We start from the raw sequence: 22,833 nt of genomic DNA, 5'->3' as shown, positions 1-22,833 counted from the left end.
GCAATGGGGTTTTAATTGAAAAATTTCTCGGTTCGCGCAAGAAAAATTGTATTGTTTCTGGCTCAGGATGAGGCACGTCAGTTTGGAAGCAAGGAAATTCTTCCTGAACATATTCTGCTTGCAATGCTTCGCCTGAAAGAGGGTATCGGCTTTACAACCCTTACAAAACTGAATATTAATCTTATGCGTTTTGAAGAATCTCTTGAGGATTCTTTTGCAACAATTGAAAAAACTCCAACTCTAGAAGATATTCCCCAGAGTGAAAGAGTTGCAAATCTTATTAAACTTGCAGATCTTGAAGCATCTTCATTAAATAACGTTTACGTGGGAACAGAGCATCTTCTTCTTGCGGCTGTAAAAGAGTCAAAAACTATTGCAGAAAACTTTTTCACAGCTTCCGGCTATACAGTAAGTGATGTTAGGTTTAGTGTAGTGGAAGCTCAGAGTGAAGTTCCAAGCTCCTATAATGATTTTAATTTCCACAATTACGCTGATGAGTTTTTCAAGTCGATTTTCGGCGATGAACCTTCGGATTTCCTATTAACAGGAACTGCTCCTGAAGAAAATAATCAGAATGATAAGAATGCGGAAGCTGCTTCTGGCGGTGACGAATCCTTCCTTTCTGAATACAGCCGCGACCTTACAAAAATGGCGCGTGAAAACAAAAGCGATCCTGTCGTAGGCCGTGATAAGGAAATTCACCGCGTAATTCAGATTCTTTCCCGACGCACAAAGAATAATCCTGTTTTGACCGGTGAGCCTGGAGTCGGAAAAACTGCCATTGTAGAAGGCCTTGCTCAGGCAATTACTGCGGGAAAAGTTCCGTCAAATCTTCTTAAGAAGCGTATTCTTTCTTTAGATTTGGCTGCCATGGTTGCCGGTACCAAATACCGCGGTGAATTTGAAGAGCGCATGAAAAAGATGATGAAGGAAATTCAAGAAAATGACGACATCATTTTGTTCATTGACGAGCTTCACACGATTATCGGAGCCGGTGGTCCTGAAGGAACAATGGATGCTTCCAATATCATGAAGCCGGCTTTAAGTCGCGGAGAAATCCAGATTATTGGCGCTACTACAACTAAAGAGTATACACGGCATATTGAAAAAGACCTGGCTCTTGAGCGCCGGTTCCAGGTTGTAAAGGTAAGTGAACCAAGTGACCAGGAAACTGAAGAAATCCTTCGCGGAATTAAGCAGAAGTATGAGAATTTTCATCACGTAATTTATGAAGATGCCGTAATTCCTTCAATCGTAAAACTCAGCCGCCGCTATATTCCTGAGAAAGTTCTTCCTGATAAGGCAATTGACATTCTTGATGAAGCCGGAGCAGCAAAAAAAATCAGCGAAGAAGAACGTCCTGCAGAACTTCGCGAAATTGAAACAAATATCAGCGACTTGATTGAAGAAAAAAAATCTCTGGTAAAAAATCAGGATTACGAAAGCGCCGCTCTTGTTCGCGACAAGGTAATCGAACTCAAAAGAAAACTTGGCCGCTATTCAACAATGCTGAGCGAAGGTCAGTTCGGCGGCAAAAAAACTGTCACAGTTTCAGATATTGAGAAAATCATCTGTGAAATGACAGGCATTCCTGTTGAGCAGCTTACAACAACAGAAATTTCCCGCATTATTCATATGGAAGAAGAACTGCACAATACAGTTATCGGACAGAATGACGCCGTTAAAGTTATCTGTGGCGCAATCCGCCGCAGCCGTGCCGGTATTTCTTCTCCAAAACACCCGGTTGGTTCCTTTATTTTCTTAGGTCCTACCGGCGTTGGTAAAACTCAGCTTGCCAAGGCTCTTGCAAAATATCTTTTTGGAAGCGAAGACGCCCTTATCAGAATTGATATGTCAGACTTTATGGAAAAGCATACTGCAAGCCGCCTTGTCGGAGCGCCTCCGGGATATGTAGGCTATGAAGACGGCGGTATCCTTACTGAAAAAGTACGCCGTCATCCATATTCAGTTGTTTTGCTCGATGAAATTGAAAAGGCTCACCCTGACATTTTCAACCTTTTGCTGCAGCTTCTTGAGGAAGGTGAACTTTCTGACAATCTTGGACACACTGTAAATTTCCGCAACACAGTAATCATTATGACTTCAAATGCTGGTGCCCGCCAGATTACAAATGAAGGCCGTGTTGGCTTTGGTACTTTGGAAGGTGTAATGCCTTACGAAGACATTAAAGCCGGCGCCCTGCATGAATTGAAAAAGCTTTTAAATCCTGAACTTATCAACCGTATTGATGATGTAATCGTATTTAATGCTCTTTCAAAGACTGAAATTTCAAAGATTCTTGATATTCAGATTAAAGACCTTGCAGACCGTGTAGAACAGAAGAACCTTACAATCAAAATTAATAATGATGCAAAGGAATATCTGATTGAGCATGGTTACAATCCTGCAATGGGAGCCCGTCCTATGAAGCGTCTTATCCGCAAGGAAATTGAGGATCCTCTTGCAATTGCCATCCTTGAAAATGCAGATAAAAACATGCGCTTTGTAAATATTGAACTGGATGAAGGCCAGTTGAAGATCAGCCTGTCTGCAGAAGAAAAAGTTCCTGTAGTGCAGCTTGTTGGAAAAAACGGCGTAATTGAGTAATATATTAGGGATAAAGAGGTAGAAATAATGATTAAAGAATTTCTGGACTATAACACAGTCCGCAACAATGCATTAAAAATTGCACACAAAATTTATAAAGACGGTTTTATTCCTGATGTAATTTACTGTTCTCTGCGCGGTGGCGCTGCCATGTCTAACGTTATCAGTGAGTATTTTAAGATTGTCTGCCGTGAAAATAAACATCATCCGGTATTGTACGCTGGTGTAGTTGCCCGTTCATATTCTGATATTGCCCAGCACACACAGGTTTATATTGACGGCTGGACTTATCCTCCTGAAAATCTTCGTCCTGGTGACAAAATCCTTCTTGTAGATGATATTTACGACTCAGGCCGCACAATCAACTGTCTTGTTGAAACATTGATGAATACACGTGGATTTAAACGTGAAGACATTAAGGTGGTCGTTCATGATTACAAGCATTTTAATTATGACAACGGACACGCAAATCTTCCTATTCAGCCTGATTACTACTGCCGTAAGTTTGAAATTAACAATCCTGATGAAAACCGCTGGATTCACTATGCAAGCCATGAGCTTATCGGACTTACAGCTGAAGAATTGGAAACTCACTATTACAAGGATGATCCTGAACTCCGCGATATTCTTGGACCTTATTTAGGAAATTAAAAAGGCAGAATTGATGAAAAGAAGTGTCAAAAAACTTGTTTCAGTCTTAATTTTCCTCATGACTGCGGGACTTTCAAATCTTATTGCTGAGATTAATGTAATAAATCCCGTAAAAGGTGTCTGGGCAAACAAGCAGATGCTTGTTATTGATACTTCTGAAGGCGGCGAATTTTACTATTCGGTTGACGGATCAAATCCTGCAAACTTCGGTTTTTTCTACGACCGTCCGGTTCTTCTTGATGTGGAAGGTGATGTAAATCTTAAAATTTCACATGTGAGACCAGACGGCAGAGATGAAACTGTGGAAGTCCGCTATTCTGTAAATACAGACAGGGCTGAAAATAAGCCTTATTCAGATTTTATTTCCACTTTTTACGATACAGGACTTGTAAACTATACTTCGGGGACTGTTTTTTCTATTCCGGCTGAAATGAATTTTAAGATGAACAATTCTACTGAGTTTATGCATGGAATTGATTTGTCTATTTCGGAAAAAAACGTTCTTTCAAGATACGTTCCCTGTGTCGTTCGTCCTGCTGAGGGCGGAAAATCCTGGCGATTTATAATAAAAACTTTCCCTCATGTTGCCGGTTTGAATAATACGAGAAAGGTTCCGATTAAAATTGAAGATTGGGAAACTGTAGTTTTTACAGACAAAAATCTTCTTTATAAAATTGATGATGAATACTGGTCAATGCCGCTTGAAAACCGCCATATTGACCGAAGTCGTCCTCATATCGTTTCCTGGCAGAATGTGGATTTTCAGAAGGGCTCTGCAATAGACTTCTGTATTCTCCCTGCCAAACCAAAAATCAAAACCATGCTTGAAAGAGACGGCACTACAAGTTTTGTCGTAGAAGGCGATTCTTCCTATACGATGAGCGTAAAAGGCGATAATAACCGATATTCAGAGCTTTATTCTCAGCTTGGCGCGGATGTTTTCTACGGCGATAATGCAGAAGGCCTTTTGAAAGTCGGGCTTTTTTCTAGTTCTGTTTATCAGGGAGAAATTTCTGTTTCCTATAATATTGATAAGCGGGCTCCTGAAGTTCCTAAAATCTCTTCAGATTTTGAAGGCTTTTATTCACGCCGTAATGTTCGCCTCGGTGTAGAAACTGATTCAAAAAACAAGCTTTTTATTGCAGTCAGCCGTCCTCTTTTAATTAAGGATGTTACTAAGCTCAATGATGAGGTTATTAATGCCTTAAAGCAGACTTCTGTCGGCAATTTTAAGGAATATAAGCCAAACGGTTATCAGAATGAGTTCTTGCCAAATGATGCCGGCGCCTTGTTTTATAAAATCCAGGCTTATTCACAGAATGAAATCACAAAAAGTCAGACTGTTGAATATTCTTTTATTATAGACAGCTACAATTATTTTTTTGATTCTGAATCTTCGGGCAAAAATGCTGATGGTTCTGCGGCTCATCCATATAATAACATCAAGGAATGTCTTGAAGACATTAACAGCTGTACTTCTGTAAAACTCCGCTTAAAAGGAAATGCAGAATTTCCTCCAGAGGCTATCCGCCTTGTTTCTGACTGTGAAATTTTGAATGACGGTAACGCTACCCTGATTTTTAATGAGGGAAGTTCAATCCAGATTGATAAGTCAACTCTCAGCCTGAATAATATCAGGATTCAAAAAGAGAAGGTTCTTTCTGAAAATGATTTGATTCCTCTTTTTTCTTTGAATAACGGTACTCTGGAACTTAAAAACTGCGAGCTTTCCGCAGATTTTGCAAAAAACGGAACAGTAATCGATGCTTCTTCTGGAGTCGTAAAGGTTTTTGATTCAATCGCTTCTGTAAATGCAGTTACTTATTCTTCATTTATTTCAAGCATGAATTCTTATCTTATTCTGCGCGATTCTGTGATTAATACAAGCGCCGATACAAGCGTTGTCATTTCCGCAACTAAAGGAAATGTTGATTCCATCAGTAATCAGTTTAAAGTAAGCGCTAAAACAGGCCGTATTGCAGAACTTTTTGGAGCTAAAGGCGATTTTGAAAAGAACGTTTTCAAGTGTGATCTTCCACAGAATCAAAATAGCGATGGCTTTGTAATGGTTTTTGCGAACAAAGATTCTGTTCTCAAGGAACTGGATAACTCAGATTATGCCGACTAAAATTATCTTTGAGACCGGTTTTGATGAAGCAGGGCGAGGTCCTCTTGCCGGTCCTGTTTATGCCTCTTCAGTAATTCTTCCGGCTGATTTTCCCATTGAAATCTTAAACGATTCAAAAAAACTTTCTGAAAAAAAGCGTCTTGCCGCAGAAACTGTGATTTTAGAAAAAGCCTGCTATGGAATTGCCTTTTGTGATGAAAAAGAAATCGATAAAATCAATATTCTTGAAGCCAGTATGCTTGCAATGAAGCGGGCCTTTGAAATCATGATAAAAAAACTTCCACAATGGTGCAGGGAAAGGGGCATAAATTATGAAGAAGTTGAACTTTCTGGTATTACTGACGGCAACCGCTGCCCGGACCTTCCCATTGAATGCCGTGCCGAACCCAAAGCTGACGGAAAATATCCCTGCGTGATGGCGGCAAGCATTTTAGCAAAAAATGAACGAGACCGTTTTATGAAAGAAATGGATAAACTCTATCCTCAATACGGCTATGCCGGACATAAAGGCTATCCTACAGCTGCCCACAGAAAAATCTGCCGTGAAATAGGGCCTTCTCCAATCCAGCGTCTTTCTTTTAAATATTAAAATTCTTATAGATAAAACTAACCAAAAACGCTAAACTCTGCTTGTATGAAAAAAGTAACATTCCAGATCGCATATCCTTCAATTCACGCAGGAACTGAAAAATCAGAAATTAATTTTATGTCTGGTACCCCAGATTTAATTGATGTTTACAATCCGGGAGCGGAAGATGCCCCTTGCAAACGTTTTTTCGTTACTGATGCAACCGTAGCCAGCCTTGACTGCATGAAGAATTTTATCGCAAAGTTTGATGACGGAGTTTGCGGCAATGACTGCCTTTTGATTTTAGGATCTGGAGAGCCTTTTAAGACAATAGAAAGTGTACTTTCAATAATTACTGCTGCCCTTGAAGCCGGCTTCAGCCGTAAGGATTTGTTTGTAGGAATCGGCGGTGGAGTAATCTGCGACCTTACTGCCTTTGCTGCTTCAATTTTCAAGCGCGGCGCTGCCGTAGAACTTGTTCCGACAACCTTGCTCGCTATGGTTGATGCTTCAATCGGCGGAAAAACAGGCTGTGACTATCAGAATTACAAAAATATGATAGGTTCATTCTTCCCGGCAAAAAGACTTTTTTACTGGCCGGAGTTTGTTCAGTATCTTCCAGAAAATCAGTATAACTCAGGCCTTGCAGAAGCCTTTAAAACAGCCCTTCTTTTTGATAAGGAAATGTATGATCTTTTCAAGAATGAAGCTGATAAGCTCAACGCCCGCGACCCAGAGACCCTCGATTTAATCATAAACAAGAGCGTTCGCGCAAAAGCGGCCGTTGTAGAAAAAGATTTTACCGAGCAGGGGATCCGCGCCACTTTAAATCTGGGACATACCTTCGGACACGCGCTTGAAAGTGTTGCAGGACTGGGAAAAATCACCCATGGCGCTGCCGTTGCCTGGGGTATTGGTCGTGCCGTAACACTCAGCTATAAAAAAGAATATTGCCGCGAAGCCTTTATGAACGAAATCTTTGATGTACTTAAGCTTTACGGCTGGGAAACTGCCGCAATTCCTTCTGTTGTTTATGGCGGTGGAATTGCAGAACGACTTTTGAATGTAATGCACAACGACAAAAAAAATCTTACTGACAAAGTAAGGGTTATAATTCAAAATGGTCTTCAGGATACTGTTATAGAAGAAGTGAAAGATTCTGAAATTCTTTCAGTTCTAAAGTAGGAAAAAAATGACAGAAACAGAGCATTATTTTGACTGGGCTGCTACAAGTCCGGGTGATAAGGAAATTCTCCGCGCGGCGCTGGAAATGACCCTTGATGACTGGGGAAATCCTTCCTCTACGCATCAGGCTGGAAAAAATGCGAAAAATCTTCTTGAAGCTGCAAGAAAAACTGCTGCAGAGGCGCTTGACGTAAAAGTTGAGTCTGTTTTTTTTACTTCAGGCGGCACGGAAAGTGACCATATTGCTCTTCTTTCTGTTTTGAATAAGCCTTCAAAAGGAACTGTCCTTATCAGTTCTATTGAACATCCGGCCCTTCGCGAAATGGGGGAGGAAATTAAAAAAGCCGGCTGTAAAGTTGAATATATCCCGGCTGATAAAGACGGCGTAATTAGACCCGAAGCAGTTACAGCCCTTCTTACAAAAGATACTCTTGCAGTCTGCGTTATGGCTGTCAATAATGAAACCGGTGTAATTCAGCCGGTTAAAGAAATTGCTGATGCAATTTCAAAGGCTAGTGCAGGCGGCCGTAAGCCGAAATTTCATGTTGACTGTGTTCAGGCAGCAGGAAAGATTCCTTTCAGCCTGAAAGACTGGGGCGTAGACAGCGCTGCCTTTAGCGCCCATAAAATCTGCGGTCCTCGTGGAATCGGAATCCTTTATCTGAAAGACTGTGAAAAAGGCCTTGATCCATTTTTGCGTGGAGGCGGGCAGGAAAAAGGAATCAGAAGCGGAACTGAAAATGTTTTCGGTGCCCTGGCCTTCAGTAAGTGTCTGGAAAAATATTTTATTTCAGAGAAAAATTCTGAGGCTCTCTCGGCTTATCAGAAACAGCGTCAGGAAACCAATGATTTTATAAAGAAACTTTCTTCGCTGAATGGCTGTACAATAATTCCTCAGTCCCGTCTTGAAAAGACCGATTTATTTTCTCCTTATGTTGTGCAGGCGGCCTTTAATAATGTTCCTGGTAATGTCATGCTTCGAGCCCTTGATTCAAAAGGCTTTTACATCAGTACAGGAAGCGCCTGTTCTTCCCGCAAGAACAACCGGCCGGTTCTTGAAGCAATGCATGTTGACGGAAAATTACGCGAAACTTCTGTCCGCTTCAGCTTTGGCCCCCTTACAACTGCAAAGGCCATCGATGAACTTTTTGAAGCTGTAAAAGAAGTTAACGGCACATTTAACTAACATTTTCAATCAAGTTGATTTTAATTTCAGAATGTGGTAGATTTACATCTCACATCACAAGGGAAGGTTCTTCGAATTTTGGGCTTTTCTTTGTTGCAAATCGAATTATAAACTAAATATAAAGAGGTAATAACATGGGAGCACGTGGAGAACTTTTTACTACTCAGATTTATCTTGATAACCGTTCATATTTTTTCAATGTAAAAGAAAACCGTACTGGTGACGTATTTTTGCAGATTGTAGAAAGCAAGAATCGTGACGGTGCTGAAGCTGACCGCCATCAGATTGCAATTTTCTCTGATGATATGCAGAAATTCCTTCAGGGAATGGAAAAATCACTTGAATTTATTGAAAAAGACCGCAAGGCACGCCAGAAAGCTGCCCGCGAAAAGAAGGCTGCAAAAGAAGCTAAATTCGGCGCCGGAGCAAAATCAAATAAAAAGGTTGTTCACCTTAAATCAAAAGAAGATGAACTTCCTCCTTACGAACCTCCTGTAAAAAAATCAGGACGTGTACATGTTGTATCTAAGAAATCAAAAGAAGAATAGTTAATATTTTTTATCCATCGCGGTTAATTCCGCGATGTTTTTTTCTAACCGTGCTATTTCGCGGTTAAGCATCTTTTCATAATTCAGCTGACCTGAGACAATTCTTTCCCGTTCATCTTCCCAGTTCTGTTTTGCTGTAATAGTCAAAAAATTAAATGAAACATTGCTTGATTTTTCACACCAGAGCTTAGCTTCCTGCCAGTAATAAAGGCCAGCCTTATAGCAGCTAAGCGCTTTTTCCATATTGCGAAGATATTCATCTTTCCATGGCGCGTCATAAAAATAAATACATTTTTTGTCGTAAGTTCTGCCAAGCCGAAGGTGCTGTTCAATGAGCTTAAGGTTTATGTGCATCTGGAATAAATAGCGGTACTTTTCCCACTGTTTTTCGCTTTCTACCTTAAAATCTGCAAATTGAGGATTACAAAAATCTGCCTGAGCTGCTTTTTCAAGCCAGTAAATATTTTCAATGCAGTCATCCGGGTACTGCTGGTAGTGGACATGGTAAAGCTTATACCAGTCTTCCTTATATTTTACCATGTAGGCAAAGGCATTTTCATAAGAGAAAGAGAAAAATAATGTACAAAGTAAAATTATAAGGAAAGATTTTTTCACATTAAAATTATCGGATGATATTCAGATTGATTAAAGTATTATAAATAAAATCTGCGATTTCATCGATTGATTTTGTTGCGTCAACACGGATAACTTTCATTCCATCCGGATTATTTTCGTATTCATTGATTACTTCGTCGTACAAAGCAGCGGTTTTTTTCTGGTAATCAATTTTTTCATAAATCTCGCGTTTGCCGTCACGGCTTTCAACACGTTTTAAAGAAACTTCCGGATTTATTTCAAAGTAAAAAAGAACTTCAGGAAGAGGGAATGGGGCGTTTACATGGCGGGGAATTCCTTTTCCGCAGGTTGCGCTCTGGTAGGCAAGGCTTGAAAAAAAGTAGCGGTCGCTTACAACAATTCTTCCGGCTTTTAATAGCTCTTCAACTCCGCCTTCGCCGTAAATATGTTCGCAGCGATCTGCTGCAAAAAGGTAAGAAGTAGTTCTCTCATCAAGTTTAAAATCGCCTGCAAGCAGCTGACGCAAAAATCTTCCGGTAGCCCGGTCTGTCGGCTCTGCAGTGGGAATCAACAATTTTGAATTTCTGGCGCACAATTTTTTAATCTGTGTTGAAGTACCCGCTCCGTCAATTCCTTCAAACACAATAAAATTTTTTAACAACATATCAGAAAGTATAATCTAAAATCAGAAAATTTACTATAATAAGGAAATAATTAAACCTTTCCGATAATTTAAACGATGAAGGTAACTGTTTCTAAAATTCGCAGCTTCATTTTTATTCTCCTCTTTCTGCTTGGAATCAGCCTTGTAATTCCGCTTCACAGGGCTATTGTGTCCTCTGCAGAAAACATGGTAAACAGTCTTTCATCAAAAATTTACGAAAAAACAGGCCTGACTTTCTCTTACGAAAAGCTTTCTCCATCAATTCTTTCAACGCTGACTGTTAAAAAAATTAAATTCCTTGATGATGATAACAATGTCGTTCTTTCAATTAAAAAGACAAATATTGATTACAGCCTGATTAAGCTTCTGAAGCATGATTTTTCAAATGGTTTTACAAGTTTTGTAATTGACGGTATTGATCTGAATCTTGGTGAAATAATGTCAATGAAAGACTATATTCAGAAAAATAACCAGGGAAAAACTAAAAATCAGAAGGGTTCCAAAAATTCATCTGAGATTGATTTTGATACTTTTTATCATCTTATTCCAAAAAATGTCCGCCTGAAAAATGTTACATTAACCTATGACAAAAACGGCGTAAATGCAGGACTTCGTATCAGGGATTTTGATTTTTCTCCAAACAGCCAGAAAAACGGCTTGAACTTTGAAATTGAATCTAAAATCCGTTTGCAGATAGAAAAACTTTCTCAAAAAATTAATATGAATGCAGTTTTTGCAGGTTCAATTTTACATAAAGGCGACGGCTCTTACGTTACTGCAAGGCTTTCTAATATTTCAAACGGCATTTATTCAATTAAAAAGCTGAATTTACTGGCTGATTATCAGAATAATACGGCTGGCATTCATATCATTCAGAATGAAAACCCGGTTTCTTTTGGTGCCGACTACCATCTTGATACCAAAGATTTGAATATTCAGCTGAAAACCAAAGATTTTAAGCCTGTCCAGATATTTAATTCTTCAACTTCCCGTAAGACAGTAAAAAAATTAAATGATCTCATTTTAAATACAGATACAATTCTGAAATACAGTTTCTCAGATAAGGCTCTGGATTATGTTTCTGATTCAAACATTCATCTTCCTGATTCAATTTTTGCAGGCGGCGCGGACATCGATTTTTCTTTGTATGGTGATGAAACTCATCTGGAACTTTCAAAGTTTTCTGCAGCGGGTCAGAGAATCCTTTCAAATATGAATTTTGATTTTATTTTTGACGGATACAGGCTCTCTGGTGTTTTTGAACTTCCTTATTTTGTTTTTGAAAACGGAAAGTCTCTTTCTACTGAGCTTTACATCGATCCTATGGAAAAAGGTTTTGAAGCTTTTTCTCCTCAGCTTTTTGTCGGTGATAAATCACTTTCGGCCCTGCAGTTTAAGCTTATTCCTCTGAATGATTCCATTTATTATAGTTTTGAAGCCAGCGATTTTTCTCATCTTGATTTTGGTGATGCAGGCCTTATTAAAGCTGACGGAAATATTCTTCCGTCTCAAAAATATGCGGAATTGAACTTGAACCTTCAGAGCGTTTTTGCAGACAGCCTTATTCTTTTTGCAGCCCAGGCAATGAAGGAAGATTCTGCACAGACATTGGAAAGCGCCGCCAAATCTCTAAGTTCAGTCCTGCTTTCCGGCGACGTCTATCTTTCTACAGACTTGAAATCACTTTCATATAATGTGCCTTACATAATTGCCGCCAATATTGAAAAGGAAAATCAGACAGTCCTCCTTTCTTTTGGTGGAAACGAACAGTCTTTGCAGATTAATAAGCTCAGCGCCGTTTTGGGAAAAATGAATTTTGAAGTGGCCGGAACCCTCGACAGAAATAAAGAGGAAAGGGAACTTTTCTTTAATGTTGATATTGCAAGTTCTTCCATTCCTTACCATTTTTCCGGCAATATTCGTCAGGATTTTATTTCGATTGCTGGAGATTATAATTCTCAGATTAACCTGAACTTTTATCCGGATTCACGAATCTCAGGTTCCCTTGCCTGTGAAAATCTTCCTCTGGTATACGACCAGATGACGGCGGTTCTTTCAACCCGTTCTAATTTTACTTATACAAAGGATCAGGGCCCTGAAATTCTTGTAAATCTTTTTGAATTTGAAGCCGCTGGCGCAAACTATACGGTATCTCCAAAAATTATGTTCCGTGGAAGCGTTACAAAATATGGCGCTCATCTTGATAATCTTGGCTATTCTGATATTTATTCAACTCTTGCCGGCCAGGCTGATTTTGCCTTTGACTTAAATGACGGGATTTTTAACGCCCTTAATGTAAACGCCGCCCTTAATAATTCCTATTCAGAGGAATCAGTTAATCTTGTACTTAATGCGACAAATCCGATGGGACAGAAATTCTCCAAAGAGACGATTTTGAATGAAATCTATCTGGACCTTCAGATGCAGCTTGTTAATCTTAATCTTAACCATATTACAGTTGCAAAAAGTGAAAATAATTTTGTTACCGGTTCTCTTTTTGCAACCGGAACCTTTACCCATCCTTACGTAACCTTGAACCTTGCTGAACTTTCCCTTGCTTCAAACGGCGGCGTTACAAAGATGTCGGGAGCCCTTTTACTTGAAGAAAGAAACCTTTCGGTTCAGACTCTTAATGTTAAAAAGGGTAATTCTGAATTCTCTGATATTCAGGCAGATTTTTCTCTGGAAACTATGACGGGAAGCGCTTCAGGAAATCTTTATTCTTCTGTAATAAAAAAGAGCATTCAGTCTCCTTTTAAAATTGAAGTTAATAATTCTACAATCCCTGAAGGAAAATTCCTGCCTGATTCATTTATGGTTACGCTTTCCCTTCCTTCAATTCACGGCTCTTTCATTAAAAAGCAGTTTGGCTTTACAGCAAGCATGATGTACTCAGAGGGAAACATTAATTTCTTTACTTCCGATAACGTTGGACTTTTCGGTTCCCTTACAAGCGACCATTTCCTTGAACTTAATTTTGACAATAACTCTTTTGCAAAACTTAAGGTTTTTGGTACAACCGGGCAAAAGCTTGATATTAATATTACTGATGTTGATTTTGATTTGGAAAAAGCCTTTTCTTACTTTAATTTTGATACGCTTTTCATTGTTAACGGCGGAAGACTTTCCGGTTTTGCAGGAATTACAGGACCATCTTCTGAACCTGATATAAAGGGAAATCTTGCAATTTTTGAACCTCAGCTTATTTTCAGCTTGATTTCCCAGCAGAAACTTCAGGCTCCTTATACACCAATTACAATCGAAAACAGTGAAATTAAAATTGAAGAAACCGTATTTTCCATTAAAAAGACAGAAAAAATTCTTGGAAAGGCTTCAATTTTCTTAAACCGTTTTTCATTTGACCATATGGAAGCAAGCCTTAAGTCAATTGGTGATGAAAAATTCCCTGGAAAACTTAAAACAAAGCAGTTCCTGATAAAAAGTGATGTAAATATAGACCTGGCTCTCTTTTATGAAAACGGAGTTATGGAAATTGGCGGAAAAATTATCGGTGAAAATACAAGTTTTACTGCCGATGTACAGAAAATTGCAGGCCTTACTTCTGAACCGGATCCAAAAGGAATGAATTTCAGAACAGACCTGGATATTCAGCTGGGAAACCATGCAACCTTTATTCTTGATCCAGTTTTGCGGGCAGTTCTTGTTCCTAAATCTCATCTTACAGTCAGCGTAGATACATATGACCAGGCTTATGCTGTAGACGGAAATGTTGGTGTCCGCACCGGTGATATTGCTTATTTGAACAGAAGTTTCTATATAAAAGGCGGAAGAATCAAATTCAATCAGGAAGATTTGCTTAATCCTCTTGTTTCCCTGCGGGCTGAAACCCGTGAACGCGATGATAACGGAAAAACCGTAACAATTTCGATGAATGTAGAAAATCAGTATTTGAGGGAACTGAGTCCGCGCTTTTCTGCGTCACCTGCCAAATCAGAAAGTGAAATCAGAAAGCTTCTGGGACAGATTGCAATTGCAGATTCCTCTGATAAAAACGGTATGAGCGGAACAAACCTTCTTTTTGCCGCCGGAGACTATGCAATTCAGTCTTCTGTTGGACGTAAAATTGAAAATTCATTGCGTGAAGTGCTGAATTTTGATATATTTTCAGTGCGAACAAACGTGCTGCAAAATACATTGAGTTACGGTGTAAGAAGAAATTCTTCTTCTTCAAAGGAAGTCTTTACTATTGGTAACCTTTTGGATAACTCAACTGTTTATATGGGTAAGTACCTTGGAAGCTCGTTATATTTTGATACGATGTTGCATCTGTCTCTTGATGAAACAGTTCAGTCTTATGAGGAATTAACCGCATCCAACAGCTTAAATTTAAACTTCCAGCCTGAATTTGGTCTGGAACTGGAGTCGCCTTTTGTAAATATACGATGGAGCGTTTCTCCAGACATCAAAGCTCTGCTTAATCAGCAGTATAAGCCATCAAGCGCCCTGACGCTTTCTTGGAAATTTGAGTTTTAATTTAGGGATTTTAAGCCCTATAAAAAACAGCTTTGAAAATTAAAAAATTTTTGAAAAAAAATGGATTGGTAGGGGATATGTATATGCGCCGTAAGTTAGCAGCGTTCTTCGTTTCTTTATTTATTTGTGTTGGACTTTCTTTTGCTCAGGATTCTGGAGAGGGAGAATGGTTCTGGGATCAGCCGATTACAAAGGTTGATTTTGAAGGTCTTAAAAATGTAAAAAAATCTGAACTTACTGGTGTTGTCAGTTCATATATCGGTCATGGATTTACAGAAGAAGTTTATAATGAAATGCTTGATAAGCTTTATGCCCTTGATTTGTTTGAGGAAATTGAGCCATATGCAAAGCATGCTTCAAAAAGCAATAACGACGTTCTTCTTGTTTTTACAGTAACTGAACGTCCTATTATTAAATCCATTACATTTTCTGGAAATAAAAAAATCCGTAATGGTGAACTTCGTGAACAGATAAAAATTAAGGCAAGTGACGTTTATGTTGAATCAAAAGTTTTAGTAGACGAACGTACAATCCGTAACTATTACATTCAGAAAGGTTATACAACTTCAAAGGTTTCTCATACAGTTCAGGAAACTGATGCCGGCGTAATCGTTACTTTCAAAATTGAAGAAGGTTCCAGCACAGTTATCCGCCACATTAATTTTGCGGGAAATACAGTTGCTTCTGAAAGAAAATTGAAGTCAAAGCTTTCTTTGAAGGAAGTCGGCGCTTTTAAAGACGGCGCTTTCCAGCAGGCTTCTCTAGAGCAGGATAAACAGGCTCTCGTTGCCTTCTATAAAGAACGCGGTTACGTTGATATGTCTGTTCTTGATGTTCAGATTGAAGAATCTTATAACGAAAAGAAACAGCGTAATGAACTTTCCCTTTTGTTCTTTGTACAGGAAGGTAATCAGTATACATATACCGGTATCCGTCTTAATGGTAACGAAGTTTTCTCTGATGATGAACTTATCAAAATGCCAAAACTTAAGCCGGGCGCAACTTATAATGAAGTAAAATTCCAGGAAATCCTTTCTGGTATTACAGGTAAATATTATGAGAACGGTTACATGTCTAACCAGTTCTATCCAGTGCCTTCTAAAGACGCAGAGACTCACGAAATTTCTTACGATGTAACTATTGTTGAAGGTCCTCGCGCTCATATTGAAAACGTAATTATCAAAGGAAATACAAAGACTAAGGATTATGTAATCCGCCGTGAAATTCCTATCGAACCGGGTGATATTTTCAGCCGTGATAAGATTATTTCAGGTCTTCGTAACCTTATGAACCTGCAGTACTTCTCAAGTGTTGTTCCTGAGCCTCAGCAGGGTAGTGAACAGGACTTGGTTGACCTTGTTTTCTCTGTAGAAGAGCAGTCAACTACTTCTTTGCAGTTCGGTATGACTTTCTCAGGTTCTTCGGATCCTGATAACCCTATTCCAATTTCTCTTTTTGTAAAAATTGAAAACTCAAACCTCTTTGGTGAAGGAAAAACTGTATCAGCCGGAACAACTATTTCTGCTTCAGAACAGTCAATTGATTTAGGTTACTCACAGAACTGGATTGGTTCCCTTCCAATTTCTTTCTCTGAATCACTTTCTTTCAGCCATAAAACTGCATATGTTCTTACAAATCAGTGGCTTCCTGGCGGTGATTTGACTCAGCGCTACTATTACACAAAGTATGACGGCTGGTCTGTAGGTCTTTCTACTGCATTCGGCCGTAGATGGGCATTTGACTATGCTATTCTTTCTTTGGGTACTGGTCTTACAAATAACCTTACTAACTACATTTTTGATGAAAACATTTATGTTCCTATCGATCAGGGGCTTTCAAAATATGCAAACCGCTGGGGTATCTTAAACGGTCTTTGGATCAGCGGTTCTGTTGATAACCGTGATATTAACTACGATCCTACAAAAGGATGGTTCGCAAGCCAGAAATACACATGGTATGGTCTTATCCCAGGTCTTGAAAAAGAGTTCTTCCTTAAGAGTGATACAAAACTTGAAGGATATTTGAAACTTCTTGATCTTCGTGTAACAGAAAAATGGTCTCTTAAATTCGTATTTGCTGCCTATACAGGATTTACAGTTTTGTTCCCTGTTAATAATGATATGGTATCTGATTCGAATAAAGTTTATATCGACGGTATGTTTAATGGCCGCGGTTGGACTGAAGCTTATAAGATTGCTAAAGGTCAGGCAATGCTTAGTAACCGTCTTGAACTCCGTATGCCGATTGTTCCTAATATTATTGGTATTGACTTCTTCTATGATGCTGCGGCAGTTAAGAATTCTATGAAAGACATGCAGAATTTGAGCATTGAAGACTGGTACTTCAGTTATGGACCTGGTATCCGCTTCCTCTTGCCTCAGTTCCCATTGCATCTTTTGTTTGCTTGGAAATATAAGATTAACAGCGACTGGCAGCCTGTTAAGGCTTCTGACTGGAGTAAGGAAAACGGTTCTTCTTCAAGTTACAGCGACTTCCAGTTTGTACTTTCATTTAATATTACAAACCGCTAATATAGGAATATTAAGGCAGGTAAATTATGAAAAATACAAAATATTTGATTTTAGCCCTTGTTTTTGGTCTTTTTATCTCTTCGGGTGCTTTTTCTCAGCAGATTACCCGTTTTGGTGTTGTTGATACAGCAAAAGTATATGAAGCTTTCTTCTTGAAATCAGGCCCTGTTCGTAACTATGAGAAAAAGAAGGCTGAGTTTCAGGCAGAAATCAATAAAAGAACTGATGAATTAAGAAATCTTCAGGAAAGGAAATTTGAGTTTGAAAATGCCGGAAACGAAGCTCAGGCTCTCCGCGTTGAGGCAGAAATCACAAAAAAAAGAGATTACCTGACTGAATACACAAATGCAAAGAACGTTGAACTTGAAAGTCTTATGAAGTCTTTGAAAGGTTCTGATGAATTCTATAAAAAACTCTATAACACTCTTTCAAAAATTGCTGAAAGCGGCGGATACAGTATGATTTTGAGTCTTCAGGATGCTAACGCAATTTTGTGGTACAGTTCTTCGGTTGATATTACTCAGCAGGTTATTACAGAGCTTGGTTTGAACTAATGTCCTTAGATAATGCTGAAAACCTTACCCCGATGATGCTTCAGTATCGGGAGATAAAATCAAAATATCAGAATGAAGTCGTCTTTTTCAGATTAGGCGACTTCTACGAAATGTTTGATGCTGACGCGGTTGAAGTATCGCGTCTTTTGAATTTAACATTAACTCATCGGGCAAATCAGCCTATGTGTGGTATTCCTTACCACGCTGCAAAGATTTATATTGCACGCTTACTCCGTCTTGGAAAAAAAATCGTTATCTGCGAGCAGGTTGGCGAGATTCCAAAGGGCGGAAAAGGCATTGCTGAGCGTAAAGTTGTAGAAATCATTACGCCGGGAACTGCCGTAGAAGCTGAATACCTTGACGGTTTTAAGGCAAGCTACCTTGCTGCGCTTTGTATTTCAAAGGCTCGAGCGGGATTTGCCTTTATTGATGTAACAACTTCATCATTCCGCGCAACTTCCTGGCCAGCTAACAAAATGGCAGAAAACTTTTCTAAGGAACTCAACCGTGCAGGACCTCGTGAACTTTTACTGCCGCTTTCTTTAAAGACAAACTCAGATATTCAGGCTGTTTTAAATGCCAACACCAATATTGCAGTTTCTTATTATCCTGACTGGGATTTTAATTATGAGCTTTCATATAAAAAGCTTACGGCACAGTTTAAAACGGCAAACTTAAAGGCTTTTGGGCTGGAAGATGGCGCCTGCGAAATTGTTCCGGCTGGCTTTCTTCTTGATTATCTTGAAAAGACAACGAACGCTTCTATTCCGCATGTAAATTCAATAAGGCTCTATCAGGATTCTGAATTCCTTATGATGGATGACTCTTCGCGCCGTAATCTTGAAATTACAGAAAATATGCGGGACGGCACAAGTCAGTTCAGTCTTATGGAATGCGTAGATTTTACAAAGACTGCAATGGGAAGCCGTCTTTTGCGCAACTGGCTTTTGTTCCCGCTTACAAACCTTCGCCAGATTGAAGACCGTCAGAATAGAGTTTCTAATTTTGTAGAAAACCGCCAGCTTTTAGAAAAAGTTAAAGCTGATTTGTCTCAGATTCTTGATGTAGAACGCCTTGCGGGCCGTATTGCAATGGAGAAGGCACATGCAAAAGATCTGCAGGCTCTTCGTCTAAGTCTTGAATCCTGGTGTAAAATTAAAGAATATCTTAATCAGTATGATTTTTCTTTTGTTTCATCTGATGATTCTTATAAAATCTGCCAGCTTATTAAAAAGTCAATCCTTGATAATCCTGCAACTTCCCTTACAGAAGGTGGAATCATAAATCCGGGCTGGTCAGAAGAACTGGATCACTGGAGACAGATTCACGATAATTTTAATCTTGTTCTTTCTGAATATGAGGAAGAAGAGCGTGATGCAACAGGCATTTCTACACTCAAAATTAAATACAACAATGCTTCCGGCTATTTTATTGAAGTTAGTAAAGGAAAGCTTTCTTCAGTTCCTTCGCATTTTATTATGCGCCGGGCTCTTGTAAACGGCGACCGCTATACTACAAACCGCCTTCAGGAGCTTGAACAGCAGCTTAATGAATCTTCTACAAAGATTCTGGAGCTGGAACGTGATCTTTTTATAGAAGTTCGCCGTACTCTTGCCCAATATATAGAATATCTTTTGCGTATTGCAGATGAAATTGCCAATACAGACGTTACTGCTTCTTTTGCACAGGCTGCAATTGCTCACAAATGGATTCGCCCGGAAATGGACGAGGCCTGCATGTTTGAGATAAAAGCCGGCCGTCATCCGGTTGTAGAAAATCATCTTCCAAGCGGAGAGTTTGTTCCTAACGACAGCCTTATTTCAAGTGATGATGACGAAGTTCCTTCTTTCGACCTGATTACAGGTCCTAATATGGCAGGTAAATCAACTTATCTGCGTCAGAATGCTCTTATAGCTCTTCTTGCACAGACAGGTTCATACATTCCTGCCGATAAGGCTCATCTTGGAATTGTAGACCGCATTTTCTGCCGTGTTGGCGCTTCTGATAACCTTGCAAAAGGCGAATCAACCTTCCTTGTAGAAATGACGGAGACTGCAAACATCCTTCACGCAGCAACAAAACGTTCTCTTGTAATTATGGATGAGGTAGGACGCGGAACTTCTACAGAAGACGGACTTGCAATTGCCCGTGCTGTTTCTGAATATCTTCTGGACACAATTAAATGTAAGACTTTCTTTGCAACTCACTATCATGAACTTTCGCGAATGGAGCATGCAAACCTTAAGTTCCTGTGCATGGATGTAAGCGAGCAGCAGGGAAGTGTAGTTTTCCTTAGAAAAATTAAGGAAGGCGTTACAGAAAACTCTTATGGTATTCACGTTGCAGCCCTTGCTGGTATTCCAAAAACTGTGATTGACCGCGCAAAAACAATCCTTACTCACATTCAGAATGCGGCAGCCGAAAAGCCTCTGCTTTTGGATGAAAGTGATAAGAGTGAGATTGCCCAGACTGAAAGTGTTGTTTCCGCTCCTGTACAGCCGGCTGCCCTTACACCGGGCTTGTTCAGTGACGAAGAAATCATAATTTCAGAGATTCTTTCTGTAGATTTGGATAACATGACTCCGATGAATGCCCTGCAGACAATTTCCAGATGGAAAAAAGAGCTTTCAGGTCAGTAAGAGCATAAGATTTTTCAAAAAATCAAAAAATTTTTCTCATTTCATTTCCGAATTTTCACTGTCGGCGGATATATTATATATGTGAATGTTCTATTCAAAATAAAAAGCTATGCCGTGACTTTTCTCAGATTTTTTTACAGCCTGATTTCTGGCGGGGAGACCTGTCTGGTCTGCGGTAAAACATCATATCTGACTCCTCTTTGTTCAAACTGCAGGAAACTCTATTTTGTTTCAGATGCGCTCAAAGTCAATCGCTGTAAATGCTGCGGAAAGGAACTTATTTCGGAAAAAGAGCTATGTATGGAATGCCGCGACTCTCCTGTTTTGAAAAGCACGGATAAAATGATTCCGCTTTTTTCTTACAGACTCTGGAATAAAGAGCTTTTATTTATGTGGAAAATTCAGGGTTTAAGGGCACTGTCATATTTCTTTGCTGGCCTTGTAAGCAAGGCTTTGAAGGAACTTCAGATTGAATATATAGTGCCAGTTCCGCCTCGACCTGGAAAAATTAAGAAAAACGGCTGGGATCAGATAGATGAACTGTGCAAAATTTTGAAATTTCATTACGGCTTCAAACTTCTTTCTCTGCTTGAAAGAACTTCTTCAACCCAGCAGAAAAAACTGAACCGTGAAGAACGCCTTTCAACAATTCAATCTGCCTATGTTTTGTCAGAAAAAGTCTATGAGGTCCTTCCTTCTGAACTTTGTATTATAGATGATGTCTGCACAACGGGTTCTACTATAGAAACCTGCGCGCATATCATAAAAGTAAATACGACTGTAAAAAAGGTTTACGCAATGACTTTGTTTGCTGTCGGCTAGTGGCTTTGATTAATCAAAAATGGAGGTAAAAAAACAATAAAAACTTGCATTGCAAAACAAATAATTTGGGAGTATTATAGTAGTATAGACCATAGTACGCTCTAATGAGCGTTTTAAAACAGGAGACAGACAATATGGCTGAACTTGAATCACAGTTTCAATTGGTTACTTTTCATCTTGGAGAAGAATTGTACGGTGTTAACATCATGGATGTAAAAGAAATCGTAAAACTCCAGAATGTTCGGTTTATTCCGAATGCTCCTTATTATGTTGAAGGAATTATCAATCTTCGTGGTGAAATCATTCCTATTATTGATTTGCACAAGCGTTTTAAGCTCCAGAGCGGCCCGGTTTCTGCTGACTCTGATGTAAATGACGGCGGTTTTATCATTTTGAATATCGAAGGCAGCCAGATAGGTATTATTATTGATAAAGTTGAAAGAGTTGTTTCTGTAAAGGCAGAGGACGTAAAAGAGCCTCCTCAGATGCTCAGTGGAATTGGCTCGGAATACATTGAAGGTGTAATCCGCCAGGAACAGGGCTATCTGATTATGCTTAATATCAGAAAACTCTTTAACGCAAAAGAACTTCAGAAAATTATCGAAATGCAATAATGATACAGACATACTCTACTACTATTCGACGAAAAGAAATGGATGCCGTGCTTACCTGCATGGTTGATGAAAAAATCGGTCCTGGTGAATTGAACCAGAGACTTATCCAGCAGGTTAAGGAATTTATTAAATGTGACGGTTGTGTGGCGTTGAGAAGTCCTGCAATTGCTTTAAAATATGCATTGCTGGCTCTTGACTTGGAAAAAGATTCAAAAATTATGATTTCTGCCTTAGCTCCTTTCTGGCAGTATAAAGCCATTGAAGAGCTGGGCTATAGTCCGCTTGTTCTTGATGTAGAAGAAGCTACAGGATTGGTTTCTGCTGCTATTGTACAGAAGGGAATGGAAGAAGGCGGAAAACTTCTTATTCTGCATGAAACAGAAGGAATTCTTCCTGATTTTGAAGGAATTGCCGCTTTAGGCCTTCCATTTATTGAAGATATTTCCCAGAGTGCTGGTGCAAGTGTAAAGGTAAAAGACGAAAACGGTAATCCTGCCGAAGACTCTAAAAAGGCCGGAACTTTTGGTATTTACACAATTTTAGGTCTTGAAGAGCGTAACGTGCTTACTGCCGGCGGTGGAGCTGTCCTTATGGCACCAGGCCGCCGTGAGTGGATTGTCCTTAAGAAATTTTCAGATGAAGCTGCAGATACAGATTTGCTTCCTGATATTAACTCTGCCCTTGCCTGGGTTCAGGTTAAGGAATATGCCCGCAATGAAAAGACCCGTAAAGAGCTTTTCGGAATGTTCCATCAGGCTTGCATGATTGGACGTCATAAAACTTTTGCGAGAGAGATGGAAGACGGCTCTACAATGTGCAGTTTCCCGCTTGTACTTTCAAGTTCCTTTAAGGACGTAAAGCAGTTCGCCGCTAAAAAGGATATTGAAGTTCAGCTTGCCTTTGAAAAGTCTGTGATTGCCTGCAAGGAAGAACTTTCTGAAGCCTGCATTCACGCAAAGACTCTTTCTTTGTGCTGTATTCACGTGCCTTTGTATCCGCGTCTTACACATTCTGAAAGCGCAAAAATCGTAAAGGTTTTGAGCGCTTTACCGTAATTTTTATTGTT

The 22,833-nt window shown here is 39.4% G+C and carries 16 protein-coding genes; 14 read left to right on the top strand and 2 right to left on the bottom strand.

The features are described 5' to 3' along the window. Nucleotides 1–15: 15 nt before the first annotated feature. From T530_RS0103130 to T530_RS0103100, 7 genes are all read left to right on the top strand, one after another. Entirely contained in the window at nucleotides 16–2,607 is a 2,592-nt protein-coding gene (locus T530_RS0103130) for an ATP-dependent Clp protease ATP-binding subunit (RefSeq protein ID WP_027727769.1), read from the top strand. A 27-nt stretch (nucleotides 2,608–2,634) separates the two neighbouring features. After that, on the top strand, nucleotides 2,635–3,258 hold the full coding sequence (locus tag T530_RS0103125; protein WP_027727768.1) for a phosphoribosyltransferase: 624 nt from the start codon (nucleotides 2,635–2,637) through the stop codon (nucleotides 3,256–3,258). Nucleotides 3,259–3,271: 13 nt separating this feature from the next. Beyond that, nucleotides 3,272–5,386, top strand: coding sequence for an FN3 associated domain-containing protein (locus T530_RS0103120; RefSeq protein ID WP_027727767.1), 2,115 nt, complete (start codon nucleotides 3,272–3,274; stop codon nucleotides 5,384–5,386). Then, the gene (locus tag T530_RS0103115; RefSeq protein WP_027727766.1) at nucleotides 5,376–5,975 is read left to right on the top strand and encodes a ribonuclease HII; all 600 of its coding nucleotides are present in this window, start codon (nucleotides 5,376–5,378) and stop codon (nucleotides 5,973–5,975) included. The genes T530_RS0103120 and T530_RS0103115 overlap by 11 nt, the downstream gene beginning before the upstream one ends. 45 nt (nucleotides 5,976–6,020) lie before the next feature. Further along, a complete protein-coding gene (locus tag T530_RS0103110) occupies nucleotides 6,021–7,139 on the top strand; it encodes a 3-dehydroquinate synthase family protein (RefSeq protein WP_027727765.1) in 1,119 nt (372 codons plus the stop codon). A gap of 7 nt (nucleotides 7,140–7,146) precedes the next feature. After that, nucleotides 7,147–8,325, top strand: a complete 1,179-nt coding sequence (locus tag T530_RS0103105) for a cysteine desulfurase family protein (RefSeq protein WP_027727764.1) — start codon at nucleotides 7,147–7,149, stop codon at nucleotides 8,323–8,325. 134 nt (nucleotides 8,326–8,459) lie between these two features. Continuing rightward, complete coding sequence (locus T530_RS0103100) at nucleotides 8,460–8,873, top strand: PUR family DNA/RNA-binding protein (protein ID WP_027727763.1); 414 nt, start codon at nucleotides 8,460–8,462, stop codon at nucleotides 8,871–8,873. On the opposite strand, the gene T530_RS0103095 is transcribed toward T530_RS0103100, so the two are convergent. Both T530_RS0103095 and tmk read right to left on the bottom strand, forming a co-directional pair. Continuing rightward, complete coding sequence (locus T530_RS0103095) at nucleotides 8,874–9,488, bottom strand: hypothetical protein (protein ID WP_027727762.1); 615 nt, start codon at nucleotides 9,486–9,488, stop codon at nucleotides 8,874–8,876. It abuts the gene before it with no gap. A 7-nt stretch (nucleotides 9,489–9,495) separates the two neighbouring features. Then, on the bottom strand, nucleotides 9,496–10,113 hold the full coding sequence (gene tmk / locus T530_RS0103090) for a dTMP kinase (RefSeq protein ID WP_027727761.1): 618 nt from the start codon (nucleotides 10,111–10,113) through the stop codon (nucleotides 9,496–9,498). Between the two features lie 75 nt (nucleotides 10,114–10,188). Between tmk and T530_RS0103085 the strand changes: the two genes are divergently transcribed. From T530_RS0103085 to T530_RS0103055, 7 genes are all read left to right on the top strand, one after another. Then, complete coding sequence (locus T530_RS0103085; protein ID WP_027727760.1) at nucleotides 10,189–14,607, top strand: translocation/assembly module TamB domain-containing protein; 4,419 nt, start codon at nucleotides 10,189–10,191, stop codon at nucleotides 14,605–14,607. An 83-nt stretch (nucleotides 14,608–14,690) separates the two neighbouring features. Beyond that, the gene (gene bamA / locus T530_RS0103080; RefSeq protein WP_038073330.1) at nucleotides 14,691–17,138 is read left to right on the top strand and encodes an outer membrane protein assembly factor BamA; all 2,448 of its coding nucleotides are present in this window, start codon (nucleotides 14,691–14,693) and stop codon (nucleotides 17,136–17,138) included. Between the two features lie 26 nt (nucleotides 17,139–17,164). Further along, a complete protein-coding gene (locus T530_RS0103075; RefSeq protein WP_027727758.1) occupies nucleotides 17,165–17,692 on the top strand; it encodes an OmpH family outer membrane protein in 528 nt (175 codons plus the stop codon). Beyond that, nucleotides 17,692–20,331 (top strand): DNA mismatch repair protein MutS, encoded by a 2,640-nt coding sequence (gene mutS / locus T530_RS0103070; RefSeq protein ID WP_027727757.1) that lies wholly within the window; start codon nucleotides 17,692–17,694, stop codon nucleotides 20,329–20,331. Before T530_RS0103075 ends, mutS begins: the two co-directional genes overlap by 1 nt. Before the next feature lie 81 nt (nucleotides 20,332–20,412). Continuing rightward, nucleotides 20,413–21,153: a ComF family protein gene (locus T530_RS0103065; RefSeq protein WP_027727756.1), complete on the top strand. Its 741-nt coding sequence runs from the start codon at nucleotides 20,413–20,415 to the stop codon at nucleotides 21,151–21,153. Between the two features lie 134 nt (nucleotides 21,154–21,287). Then, nucleotides 21,288–21,767 (top strand): chemotaxis protein CheW, encoded by a 480-nt coding sequence (locus T530_RS0103060; RefSeq protein WP_027727755.1) that lies wholly within the window; start codon nucleotides 21,288–21,290, stop codon nucleotides 21,765–21,767. Then, the gene (locus tag T530_RS0103055) at nucleotides 21,764–22,822 is read left to right on the top strand and encodes a DegT/DnrJ/EryC1/StrS family aminotransferase (RefSeq protein WP_027727754.1); all 1,059 of its coding nucleotides are present in this window, start codon (nucleotides 21,764–21,766) and stop codon (nucleotides 22,820–22,822) included. Before T530_RS0103060 ends, T530_RS0103055 begins: the two co-directional genes overlap by 4 nt. The last annotated feature ends 11 nt before the right edge of the window (nucleotides 22,823–22,833 follow it).

Origin of the sequence: Treponema sp. C6A8 (genome assembly GCF_000619925.1) — a bacterium.
In the GTDB taxonomy this organism is placed as follows: Bacteria; Spirochaetota; Spirochaetia; order Treponematales; family Treponemataceae; genus Treponema_D.
This window is presented reverse-complemented; position numbering and strand designations above follow the sequence as displayed.